Source organism: Pseudoalteromonas sp. NBT06-2, assembly GCF_002276045.1.
Taxonomy (GTDB): Bacteria; Pseudomonadota; Gammaproteobacteria; order Enterobacterales; family Alteromonadaceae; genus Pseudoalteromonas.
This window is the reverse complement of sequence record NZ_NQMR01000186.1, coordinates 1-11,183: the sequence shown is the minus strand read 5'-3', so window position 1 is coordinate 11,183 and position 11,183 is coordinate 1. Positions and strand designations below refer to the sequence as shown.

The 11,183-nt window shown below is 35.1% G+C and carries 12 protein-coding genes and 1 pseudogene; 7 read left to right on the top strand and 6 right to left on the bottom strand.

Translation table 11 applies throughout. The features are described 5' to 3' along the window. Positions 1–20: 20 nt before the first annotated feature. Positions 21–212, top strand: coding sequence for a methyl-accepting chemotaxis protein (locus CJF42_RS23245; RefSeq protein ID WP_095368940.1), 192 nt, complete (start codon positions 21–23; stop codon positions 210–212). Between the two features lie 255 nt (positions 213–467). Here CJF42_RS23245 and CJF42_RS23240 read toward each other — a convergent pair. Then, positions 468–748, bottom strand: a pseudogene (locus tag CJF42_RS23240) (efflux RND transporter permease subunit); the annotation flags it as partial. A gap of 78 nt (positions 749–826) precedes the next feature. Between CJF42_RS23240 and CJF42_RS23235 the strand changes: the two are divergent. The 5 genes from CJF42_RS23235 (at position 827) to CJF42_RS23215 (ending at position 4,152) form a co-directional block, all read left to right on the top strand. Beyond that, entirely contained in the window at positions 827–1,408 is a 582-nt protein-coding gene (locus tag CJF42_RS23235) for a Crp/Fnr family transcriptional regulator (RefSeq protein ID WP_095368939.1), read from the top strand. Between the two features lie 85 nt (positions 1,409–1,493). Next, complete coding sequence (locus CJF42_RS23230) at positions 1,494–2,120, top strand: NAD(P)H-dependent oxidoreductase (protein ID WP_095368938.1); 627 nt, start codon at positions 1,494–1,496, stop codon at positions 2,118–2,120. After that, positions 2,117–2,557 carry a DMT family transporter gene (locus CJF42_RS23225; RefSeq protein ID WP_095368937.1) on the top strand — a complete coding sequence of 147 codons (441 nt, stop codon included), beginning with the start codon at positions 2,117–2,119 and terminating at the stop codon, positions 2,555–2,557. The genes CJF42_RS23230 and CJF42_RS23225 overlap by 4 nt, the downstream gene beginning before the upstream one ends. Before the next feature lie 36 nt (positions 2,558–2,593). Continuing rightward, positions 2,594–3,292, top strand: coding sequence for a GNAT family N-acetyltransferase (locus CJF42_RS23220; RefSeq protein WP_095368936.1), 699 nt, complete (start codon positions 2,594–2,596; stop codon positions 3,290–3,292). 521 nt (positions 3,293–3,813) lie between these two features. Continuing rightward, entirely contained in the window at positions 3,814–4,152 is a 339-nt protein-coding gene (locus tag CJF42_RS23215) for a serine hydrolase domain-containing protein (RefSeq protein ID WP_095368935.1), read from the top strand. A gap of 204 nt (positions 4,153–4,356) precedes the next feature. Here CJF42_RS23215 and CJF42_RS23210 read toward each other — a convergent pair whose 3' ends face one another. The 3 genes from CJF42_RS23210 to CJF42_RS23190 form a co-directional block, all read right to left on the bottom strand. Further along, positions 4,357–4,977 carry an SGNH/GDSL hydrolase family protein gene (locus CJF42_RS23210; RefSeq protein ID WP_095368934.1) on the bottom strand — a complete coding sequence of 207 codons (621 nt, stop codon included), beginning with the start codon at positions 4,975–4,977 and terminating at the stop codon, positions 4,357–4,359. Positions 4,978–5,081: 104 nt separating this feature from the next. Continuing rightward, entirely contained in the window at positions 5,082–5,414 is a 333-nt protein-coding gene (locus CJF42_RS23205; RefSeq protein WP_095368933.1) for a PBPRA1643 family SWIM/SEC-C metal-binding motif protein, read from the bottom strand. 992 nt (positions 5,415–6,406) lie between these two features. Then, entirely contained in the window at positions 6,407–7,933 is a 1,527-nt protein-coding gene (locus CJF42_RS23190; RefSeq protein WP_095368932.1) for an amidase, read from the bottom strand. A gap of 472 nt (positions 7,934–8,405) precedes the next feature. Here CJF42_RS23190 and CJF42_RS23185 point away from each other — a divergent pair, with 472 nt between their 5' ends. Beyond that, on the top strand, positions 8,406–8,660 hold the full coding sequence (locus tag CJF42_RS23185; RefSeq protein WP_141235639.1) for a hypothetical protein: 255 nt from the start codon (positions 8,406–8,408) through the stop codon (positions 8,658–8,660). Positions 8,661–9,151: 491 nt separating this feature from the next. Here CJF42_RS23185 and CJF42_RS23180 read toward each other — a convergent pair whose 3' ends face one another. Together CJF42_RS23180 and CJF42_RS23175 are read right to left on the bottom strand one after the other, a co-directional pair. Beyond that, the gene (locus tag CJF42_RS23180; RefSeq protein ID WP_095368930.1) at positions 9,152–9,406 is read right to left on the bottom strand and encodes a DUF2024 family protein; all 255 of its coding nucleotides are present in this window, start codon (positions 9,404–9,406) and stop codon (positions 9,152–9,154) included. 95 nt (positions 9,407–9,501) lie between these two features. Then, positions 9,502–10,041: a carboxymuconolactone decarboxylase family protein gene (locus CJF42_RS23175; protein WP_095368929.1), complete on the bottom strand. Its 540-nt coding sequence runs from the start codon at positions 10,039–10,041 to the stop codon at positions 9,502–9,504. Between the last annotated feature and the right edge of the window lie 1,142 nt (positions 10,042–11,183).

The following is an 11,183-nucleotide window of genomic DNA, read 5'->3' as shown; positions in this document are numbered from 1 at the left end:
GGGGTTAAAATGCGCTAGCCGTGTTACAAATAGCAGAAGGTACATCACAGCAATCTCTAGTTTTAGATGATATTTCAAGAAACTTAGTGACAACGAAAGACTTTTCTACTAGTACGTCTGAGTTAATGAATGAATCAAGTACTGCCTGTGGAGGGTTAAAAGACGAAAGCCAGTCTTTATTACATAATTTAAATCAGTTTAAAGTGAATTAATTCTGATAGATTAGGAACAAAATGTATAAGTTTGTATCGCGAAAGTCATACAGTCTTTTTTTAAGCTTTGTCTTGTCCTAAATGTGTTTACACATTTAGGATATATTATGAACAAATCAAACACTACGTGTAATAAACGTGATTATTCATTAGGTTTTAAATTACAAGTGATTCCCGCTGTAGAAAAAGGCGATATGACTTACAAACCGGATTAGATAAGCAAACAGTCATTTAAGAAAATAATAGGAAAAATTAAATAATACCGACTATGACAACGGTAGCTAAAGCACGTTGCACTTCAGCACCTGTACCAATATTGAGTGCCATAGGTACAAAGCCTAAACTGGCCCCTAATGCTGCCATTAATACAGGTCTATGCCTTATATTACATCATCTATCATAGATGAGAATAATTCACCGCGTTCTTTACAAAGCGCTCGAATAAAAGCCAATATAACTAAGCCATTTATTACAGCAACACCAGATCGTGCAATAAAATTAACATCTGCTGATATAGACAATGGCATATCTCGTAACCCTCTTATTAAAGTTAATTATTAAAGTTAATTATTAATGGTATAAATATACTATTCAATTTAAATAATTATAAATTAATGACCGCTGCATTTTATCACCTTCAAAAAACACTTAATCATTATCAGTTTCTTCCTAGTGATGCATGGCAAGCATACCAAGCTTGCTGCTCGAAAAAAAAATTAGTCAAAGGTCAGATCCTATATTCAATCGGTAGCTTACCAACAAGTTTTGCTTTTATTCATAAAGGCTTGATGCGTGCTTATGTGATTGATAAGTCTGGCAGTGAATTTAATAAAAACTTTTTTGCTGAGGGGCGTTTTCCAGGTAGCATGAGTACATTATTGAATAGTGAAGCGAGTACGTTAGAAGTTCAAGCACTAGAAGAGTGTGAAATAATAGAAATAAATTATCAGAAATTCAGAAAAGCTTTATTCATTCATCAAGATTTAATGAAGTTTCATATTAATTACTTGGAAAAACATTGGCTATTAGAAAAAGAATCTAAAGAAATTGGTTATTTACAATATGAAGCAAAAACGCGCTATGAGAAGTTTTTAGAGGACTTTAAAGCTATTTTAGCCCGTTTACCTCAATATCATATTGCTAGTTATTTAGGGATCACGCCTACACAATTAAGTCGCATTAAAAAAAATATTTAATACATTGAGTATTTATCAACATATGTAAAGGAATGAAAAAGCGTGATTACTTAGACTACTCGCATACCAACTAGGAGATAACATAATGTCAGTAATTGATGCACTTAATTGGCGGTATGCCGTTAAAAAATTTAGTCAAAGTACGCTTACTCAAATGCAAATCAATGACTTAGTCGAAAGTGTACGTTTAGCGCCTTCGGCTTATGGTATTCAACCATATCAGTTGATTGTTGTAACAGACCCTAAAGTTAAAAAGGCGTGTTTACCTCATAGTTATGGGCAAGATAAAGTCGCTAATTGTTCACATTTATTGGTTTTAGCGCATAAAAAACACATTACACATCATGATATTTCATTATTTATAGAATCAGTCTCAATAGATCAAAATAAGCCTTTAAATGCGCTTAATGATTATCAAAATCAAATTGAATCAGATTTATTAGTACGTACAACTGAGCAGCAAAATAACTGGGCTCAGCAGCAGTGTTATATCGCTTTAGGCACTTTATTAACTCATGCAGCAGTGAGTAAAATAGATACATGCCCGATGACTGGGTTTGATGTAAATGGTATTAACCAGGCTTTAGGTTTGAATGATAAAGGTTTAAGCGCAGCGATTTTATGTCCAGTAGGTATTCGCGATCAAGATGATCACGCTGCAAGTCGTGCTAAAACACGCTTAAGTTATAACGACCTAGTGGTTTCGTTATGAATTTATTTGCAATTTTGGCTTTTATTGCTGGAGCTTGTATTGCGATACAGGCTGCAATGAATTCGCAATTAGGGCAAGTTTTTAATAACAGTTTACTTGCAACAAGCTATGCATTTTTTTCAAGTTTTGTCTTGGTTGCGGGTATCACGCTTTATTTTGGCTCAACTATAGAAGTGACAGTCGAAGAAAAATCATTGATAAGTTCAATGAAAGAAACGATAAATCAAGTACCTTGGTTTTTATGGATGTCATGTGTTTTTAGTGTGATTGGTGTCGCAAGTTTTTACTTTTTGATCCCTAAAATGGGCGTTGGAAATGTAATGAGTTATGCATTAGGCGGCCAGATTATTGTAGCCATGACTATTAGTCATTTTGGATTTTTTAATAGCCCTCATAAAGTTATTTCAGCCACTAAAGCTACGGGCACATTATTTTAAATTTTAAGTATTATATTAATTAACAAGGAGTAAATTATGGCGTTTTCATTCAATGAGAATTTAAACAACCTTAATCATTTTTGGCAGGCACTTAAGGCTGATGAAAGTCATGAAATGTTTACCCATCAAAGCTGGCCTAATAAGTACTGGCAAGCAGACTTTAATTTACCAGATACGATTTCTGCTGCGACATTGCCTTTAAATAAAGTTGTAAGTACGATTATTGATTTAGCAGAACCAAAGCGACTGGGCTTGGCTATTAAAAACCAGCTGGTGATAATGAATTTAAAGTTAGACCAAGCTGTAAATTCGACAAGCGGACAAACCTATCCAAACATTGTTAAGTTGTCAGTTGGTGATGATATTAGTCATTGGGTAAAGGCTTGTAGTGTAGCTTTTGGTTATGAAATTGATACTTCTGTCATTCAAAGTTTATTGAACAATTCAAATGCGAGTATTTTTTCTTATTTGATAGCAGGAGAAGTTGCGGGCACTGCAATTAGTTACAAAACTGGTGATACTTTAGGAATTCATCAATTAGGTACAGCACCTGATTTTCGTAAAATGGGCATTGCTTTAGCATTAATGGAGCATATATTAGCGCAAGCCGTGAGCCAAAAGTGTCAATTTGTAAGTTTACAAGCATCTCAAGCCGGTTTACATATGTATGAAAAACTAGGGTTTAAATCGATGGGTAAATTAACAAGTTATACAATAGCTGAATCATTTTATTAGTTTACATGCTTCATCAGTTATACCACTTCACACCAATGGTAGTAAAAAAGACCTCTGAGAGCATGTAAACTGACGAAGAATCAACGCAGGGGCTCGAAGTGAGCGAGGGCGACAATGTCGAGGTATATTTTCCAGTTTTAAGAATAAATGTCGGAAACTGAAAATATCGTTTTGGCACTACTTTAAAGTTCAGAAGTTTATTCGCCGCGTTTTTTATGTGGCTTTAGCAGCTTTACGGTTGAAAAAATCGTAGATATCAATAATACCAATACAAGTAAGTTAGTGATCAAATTTTAATAAGGACAAATTTTCAAGAACAAGGCGCTTGATTGAGTAATAGCAGGCTATTAGGATTAAAAGCATGGTAAATACGATAGCCTACTTAGCGCCGGACATGGCAAGCTAATTTTTGAATATTATTATTTGCGCGGACGCGTCAATTTGCCTCATATGCAATCTTCAGTTACTAAATATCTAAGAAACCTGCTTGTTGATTGTGCAATGTAACTAGGATATCTTACATGGTTGTTCTGGATAAACCTCTGGTCAGCTTTCTGAAAGACTTAAACCCAAAAAAGCTTGTCAATGATATAGAAAATATAACTCTTCATCAGGCAATGACAATGCGTTCGGGATTTTACTTTAGTGATGAACAGATAAAGGAATTCGGGACAAATACCAGCCAGTTTAAAGGCATAGATCAAATTCAAGCTTTTATCAAAAATGAATTTTTATATAAGATAGGGACAGATGTTTATAGTTGTCGAAGTGACCTTAGTGGCTTGTCAAAAGCGGATGAACGCTCAAAAATAACTTCACGCGATATGATTCAGTTGGGCGCATTGGTCGCCAATAAATGACTCGTTTACCTTCGTTATGCTTCTACTTTTTCAATGCCTACACTGCAAAGTACTGTCTTCAATGTAGTTGTTATAAGTATATGAAAATAATATAATTTAAATTATATAAATAGAATGTGCATTGCAGCTATGAGTTCATTGTTGATCTATTTAATTATGTCTCAATTACAATCATACTCGTCAGGTTAATATGAGCGACTAAGGCTAAAGTAATATCTTTTTAATTATTGGAATGAGTGCTTCAGCTAAATTTTGATGTTGTTTCACTGGCCAATGAATGCCCTCTTCTTTGCAAGCTGTTACAACTGTAGCAACATCAAAAAAATGGCAATTTAGTTGTTTGCATATCTCTAAATAATATTTTGATAATACTTTAGATTTTTCGTGGCCATTTTTATAAATATTGCTGTAGCAGCCAACTTCATAAATAGGGGGAGGGCATAATAAAAGTACTTTAGGTGAAGTGTTTGTTGTGTTTTTAAAGTTTTGTATTTGCTTAATTAAGGTATATGCAGCTTGGCTGATCTGCTCTGGTGTAAGAGAAAACTTATTTTTGAGGTCATTGGTTCCTAACATAATAATAACTAAGTTAGGTGAATGTAATTCGAGCAAAGGTACTAAGTATTGAGGCCCAGTTTTAGCTCCTGAAAATGGCGGGTTATTAACGATAGTGCGATTAGGTTGGCCTGACTCAATCACTTCATGGATATCAGCTAAAGCCGTTGTTAAAAGAGCAGTCCATCGCTCATTATCATCATATCTTGACTGAGTATTGGGTGTAGCGCCCCACGTATTAGAATCACCAAAACATAATACTTTTGCCATTAATTACTCCTAAATAGACATGTGTTAGATTTTTTGATATTAAATAAAAAGGTGCAATGGATGTAGGTACTCACTTTCAAAAAAATGACTTATAAATTATTTTATTAACTGCAACATTTTTTATATTTTTTACCACTACCACATGAACAAGGTTCATTTCTGTTTGGTGTTTTTTCAAATACTTGCGTTTTAGGTATATTTAAAACTGCATTAAGCTCTTTAATGTTTTCTTCTATCTCTGAGTTCACAGTAATATTAGCGAAAAAATTGTTCTCTTGAACGATTTCTTCTACTTGTGCTTCACGTTCTTCTGATTGTACGCTTAGCGTTAATGGGTTCGATTCTGTACCTAGTTTAATAGTAGGCTTGGGTTTATAAGTACCTAGGTTATTTTTGCCCATAATATCGGGTCTACCGCTGAAAAAAAATTTAGACATGATGTGATCCATATTTGGTGATGTTTTCGACACCACAATTTTAAGTGGCGCGCATTCTAACAGTTTACAAGGGGTTTAGCTAAAGGCGTATTCAATAAAAGTTAAATAGTGACTTGTTGCAGTTATTTTTAATGGATATAGCGATGTTAATAACCTCACATCAGCTTTATTACGCAAGGCTACGAGATTATACAAACGATATTATAAAATAAAAGTAAGGAGTTGTTATGTTCTCCATGGAAGTTTGGATGACTTATACATTAGCGTGTTTATCATTAGTGATATCTCTTGGCCCAGATAATATTTTAGCGATAGGGCGCGGATTAAGCTAAAAAAAGTTAGCTGCCTGTATTTTAGGTGCAGCATCGGGAGCGGGCATTTTATTTCATATTCTCATGGCAACCTTTGGTTTAACTTTATTAATACAAATCTCTGAAATTGCTTTTATCGCAACCATGCAAATGTTGGCTTATGGGTTATGGTTTGCATTGTTAACGGCTGCTAGTTTCTCATTGATGGGTGTGTTTTCATATATACCCATGTTACTTCAAAATGCATGTTTCAGAGCTATCTGAGCGAGCCCAATTCATGGCGTATTGATGCAGGAATGTTGACACCTTTCAAACTAACACAACGATTAAGAGTGCTTGCTCAGAAGCTCCGTCTCGGCGAGTTTAAACAGGGTTTATGCTGCGTTATTAATTTTGATAAGGGAGCAACCATTATCTTCAATTAATGCCTTACCTAAACCCTGTTTAATTCTCGCTGAAATCGCGAATTCTGAGGTATCATGGGTATAAGCTTTCAAATTGGTTAAAACAAAAGCCAAAAGTGATTAATGTTTTAAATATGGGAGCAGGATTTACCTTTATTACGTCTGGCTTAGCTGTGGCGGCTTTAAAGCAAAAATGAAAAATGTAATTGAATAAAAAAAGCTGATAATCATTACGCATGTATTATAGGGTATTATCAGCTTTTTTATTGATTATAATTTAAAGTTTTGGTGGTTGTCGGTGAAGTGTCGCTTGTTCAAAGCCATATGCGGCTTCTATTAAAGTCCCTTCTGATAATTTTGCGCCAAACATGGAAATACCCACAGGTAAACCATGAACATAGCCCATAGGCACTGTTATATGAGGATAGCCTGATACTGCAGCTGCTGAAGCAGCAGAGCCTAAGAAATGATCTCCTGTGATCCAATCCGTTTTCCAAGCCGGCTGTGATGTTGGCGCAATGATTAAATCAAGATTATGTTTGTTTAATACTAAATCAATACCTTTTTCTTGAGTCAACAATTTACTATTCGTTAAGGCATCTAAATACTGTTTATCAGTTAACTCTCCTTTAGCTTGTGCCATTTCAAATAGCTCTTGTTCAAAATATGGCATCTCTTTTGTTTTATGTTCTAAATTATAGGCAATCAGTGCTTCTAGGGATTTAGGAGAATCTCCTTGAGTTTTCTTTAAATAGGCATTTAAACCATGTTTGAATTCATATAAAAGTACTTCAAATTCAGGACCATTCCATTGGCCATATGTTTCTATGTTAGCATTATCAATAATGATGGCCCCTTGTGCAGATAAATCAGCAACCGCTCGCTCAAAAATACGGTCTAACTTTTTGTGATAACCCATTAAATTTCGTGCAATGCCGATACGTTTTCCTTTTAGGCCTTTGATTTTTAGATGGGATAAGTAATCAATATTAGAGGCAATGCTACCAGTATCAGATTCATCTTTGGCAACTAAAGTATTTAGCATGATAACGGCATCAGTTACGCTACGTGTCATAGTGCCTGCGGTATCTTGGCTGTGAGAAATAGGAATAATACCCTGTCGACTGATTGTGCCAATTGTAGGTTTAAAGCCAACCACACCATTAACAGCTGAAGGGCAAGTTACTGAACCGTCAGTTTCAGTCCCTATCGCTAATGTTGCAAAATTAGCAGCTATCGCAATGCCAGAACCTGAGCTTGAACCACAAGGATTTGTTGTTGGGTCGTACGGGTTTTTGCTTTGCCCGTATAAACCACTCCAACCACTTGATGCACTTGTAGAGCGAAAGTTAGCCCACTCACTTAAATTAGTTTTACCTAAAATAATGGCGCCATCTTCAATTAGTTTTTCAACTAAAAATGCGTTTTTACTTGGGTAGTTATTTGCTAATGCATAAGATCCCGCCGTATTTGCCATGCCATCTGCTGTATCAATATTATCTTTTAATAAAATGGGTATGCCATGTAAAGGGCCTTTTTTTCCATGTTTAATATAATAATCATCTAAGTCTTTTGCTTGTAATAGTGCTTTTTCATTGATTTGAACAACTGCATTTAACTTAATGCCATTATCATCATATTTGCTTATTCGATTTAAATAAAATAAAACAAGTTCTTGGCTAGTCAGTTTTTTTTGCTGCATTTTCTGATGAATTTGTGTGATATTCATATCATCATCAATTTTTGCATTTGATGAAAATGAATAGGCGAGTAGTATTGGTATTATTATTCTTTTTAAATACATTTTAAATCCCAAGGTGTTTAAACATGATCTTTTATAACTCAATTACTTTACAATTGTCCAATGCAATAATATTAACTAATAGTTTGTTTTAAAAAACAATATGTTAAATTAGTATATGATAAAAATGTAAAGATTTAAGTACAAAATGCAATAATAAATAAGCGAATTTTATCATTTTTAAATATTAATACACTATTTATATATTGCGCCCTTAGGTGGTTAAGTATTGATTTCTTTACATGCTAGTAAACTAATTTAAAAAGGAAGCGCACTTTGGTTTTTGTGAATCATCTATCGTGAATGAATAGCCATTTAGGAAAAATGTAGTATGGTTTTCCGGCTATAACACTTTGCATTTATTAACTGATGACAATGCGGAGGTAATGACCCTGATATTGAGAAGTTTTATATTAAAGGGTATTAGCCTGCTATATTAGCAACGGACGTTTATAAAAAGTGGGTCTATGAAAATTTGTTACCAGAATTTTCAAAAGAGATTAAAAATCATTTATTAAAACCAGAATTGACTATGGCAGTTATTACTGACGTTTTGGCTGATGTTTATGCTACCTCGGGAACTGATTTGAGGAAGGTAATAAAAGGGCCGGATAAGAGAAAGGTGGGTAGAAAAGTCGCTATGTATTTATGCCAAGAGATTTTGGACGCGCGGCCTGTGAACATCACCACTTTTTTTAATTTTGGTCACGGGCTTAGTGAGCTTGATTAACTCACCAAATTAGGCAACTTAAAGCAACAGATAGAAAATGTTATAAAAAATAGAATTGTTAATGAATAGTATTATGAAGCAATCGATTTGTTCCCTATTTTTTTACCTGTTCCTCCTCCTTTATACGTTGCTCTTCAAATGCAGTATCAGGATAAGCATGAAGGTCATGTCGCTACTGCACCAGCATCGGTTTAAATTCAGGCAGCGCCTTTTCCTTATTAGATTTATTATTCATCTGAAAATCTTCTCTTGTTCTCATACTGTTTATCGGTATGGGCTAAATACAATAGGTAAACGAGGCGTTAACTAAGGCATTCAAGGTTGAAACTGTCATGAAAATAACTTTTGCTAACATAACGCTCACACCTTGAATGAAAACTAATATATACCCAGTTTCAGCACATTACTTTTGAGTGAGTTGAACTTTTATATAGTATAAATAAGCGATTTCAATTAAAGCATGCTTATCACAGCTGATCTATAGTAACTCCTTAATGTTCTGAAAGTGAGATAATATAGTAGCCCTTGGCTTCAATTGAGGCTCTTACTTGTGGATTAGCGATCTCTGAATGACAAAACTGGCAACGATCGTGTTTAATTTGTTTCGGGGTGATTTCTTTCGATGCAAGGTGTTCTAATACATATTGCTGAACCTTATCTTTATTGTCATCATCCACTAATACATCAAAATGTAGGTGCTTCTCGTCAGCTGTTGTTACATGGGTATCGTATACATGAACTTGCATAATGTAATTCCTCTTTTATTGGCAGTGCTATTTATTCGGTTTACAATCGATAGATGGGGATGTTTATTAACCCCCATCATCAGTAACTTTATTCATTAGTCACTTAAAGGTACTTTCGGGAAATCAATTTCTACATCAAAAGCCACATTGGTATAGTTAGTGAAAATATTTAAGGCTACATGTGCTAATATTTCGCTAATTTCTGAATCAGAGAATCCCGCTTGCCTGACCAATTCGATGTCATTTTTTTCGATTTTTCCATGCTTCGTTATTAATTTTTTTGCAAATGTTAACGCTGATTGAGTTTTGAGATCATCAGACTTTCCTCGTTGTGCTAACGCCATTTTTTCTTCGGATACACAGGTTTTTTGCCCTAATGCAGTATGAGCGGATAAGCAATACTCACAGCGATTTATATCGGCAACCAAAACTGCTATCTGCTCTCCTAAAGCAGGACTTATTAAGCCTTTACCCAGCGCACCGAAAGAGGTCCACATGCTTTCTAATGCTGCGGCCGAGTGACCAATCGTCTTAAACATATTGGGGACAACACCAAATGCTCCCTTGATATCATCAAATAATTTTTTTTGCTCGGCAGATGCACCTGATATTTCCACTGTATTGATGTTAGCCATAGTTACCTCGTCATTGTTAATAGTAGATAAAAAGCTATACTGGTATCGAATCGACACCAGTAATCTAGCCGTTAGATAATGCTTTGTCAACTAGTTTGATTAATTATTATTTAAATTATTGTTTTAATGCATAATATTTATTGGTAAGTTCACAAGGCAACTATAGACACCCAGTGGCCAAGCTAAATCGGTAGAAGATTGGAGGTGTAATCCCTCTACTTGGTAAGGCTTAGCAAGTCGACAAGATCCCGAGTCATGGGTTTTGCATCGTAAGGTATCGAGTTAAGCGTTGACAGGGGAAGTTATAGGCCGAGTATTGAGCTGCGAAATAATCGTCAAACGTGCAGACTTTGTTGGGTGAAAGGGGAGGTAATATGATGAGATACCACGCAACAGGTAAGTTATCTCGCAAAGCTTCACAGTCATAGACCTTGTGCATGTAATGATGTTTTTTATGCGGAACTCGGGAGATTCACTCAGCTGTTTATATATGCAAACACTTTATTGGGAAGCCGATAGGCGTAGCCAATGAATATAGCCCAGTGGAAGTCAGATAAACTCATAGTTGTGAAGAAACAGTTGAATCCTTGATAGTATCGGGTGGCAGATAATGTGGAATGAAGGGAGTTTGACACAGAGAAAGTTATTCAGCAGGAGTAAGCTCATGACACAGAGCTTGGAAGAATTGCTACCTCGATAGACTAGGGCGAGCGGTAAAACGAAGTAAATCGCTAAAATTCAGCAATTTGATGCACCATATTAGCCTTCATTTATTACAAAAATCGTTTATCATCTTAATAAAAAAGCGAGTAGGGCGTTGATAATTTAGGATGGCACGATTATGAAAAAGACGTATTCATACGGTTAAAAGGCTTACACCATCGCTTACAAAGTGGTTAATATAAGGCACAGCCCGTGTAGCGACTTCAATTATTTTACGGTGCCTAGCAATCTAGTGCGTTAAAAGTAATACGAGCAGAAGTCTGTCGAATGTGGTTAAAATCACTGAGACGACGAAGCCATAAAGGACAAAATTTTAATTGGTGACGAATGATAAAACTGGTCATTTTTTTATCTCCCACACTAGAATTAGACATACCTATCTAAATCAACATTTTCACCAATTAAATTTTTAGTTATCG

What these genes read in the sequence shown, in the direction of transcription:
- CJF42_RS23230 (WP_095368938.1), top strand. Translation starts at nt 1,494, where the DNA reads ATGTCAGTAATTGATGCACTTAATTGGCGGTATGCCGTTAAAAAATTT.
- CJF42_RS23175 (WP_095368929.1), bottom strand. Translation starts at nt 10,041, where the DNA reads ATGGCTAACATCAATACAGTGGAAATATCAGGTGCATCTGCCGAGCAA.
- CJF42_RS23220 (WP_095368936.1), top strand. Translation starts at nt 2,594, where the DNA reads ATGGCGTTTTCATTCAATGAGAATTTAAACAACCTTAATCATTTTTGG.
- CJF42_RS23215 (WP_095368935.1), top strand. Translation starts at nt 3,814, where the DNA reads ATGGTTGTTCTGGATAAACCTCTGGTCAGCTTTCTGAAAGACTTAAAC.
- CJF42_RS23205 (WP_095368933.1), bottom strand. Translation starts at nt 5,414, where the DNA reads ATGTCTAAATTTTTTTTCAGCGGTAGACCCGATATTATGGGCAAAAAT.
- CJF42_RS23225 (WP_095368937.1), top strand. Translation starts at nt 2,117, where the DNA reads ATGAATTTATTTGCAATTTTGGCTTTTATTGCTGGAGCTTGTATTGCG.
- CJF42_RS23210 (WP_095368934.1), bottom strand. Translation starts at nt 4,977, where the DNA reads ATGGCAAAAGTATTATGTTTTGGTGATTCTAATACGTGGGGCGCTACA.
- CJF42_RS23180 (WP_095368930.1), bottom strand. Translation starts at nt 9,406, where the DNA reads ATGCAAGTTCATGTATACGATACCCATGTAACAACAGCTGACGAGAAG.
- CJF42_RS23235 (WP_095368939.1), top strand. Translation starts at nt 827, where the DNA reads ATGACCGCTGCATTTTATCACCTTCAAAAAACACTTAATCATTATCAG.
- CJF42_RS23190 (WP_095368932.1), bottom strand. Translation starts at nt 7,933, where the DNA reads ATGTATTTAAAAAGAATAATAATACCAATACTACTCGCCTATTCATTT.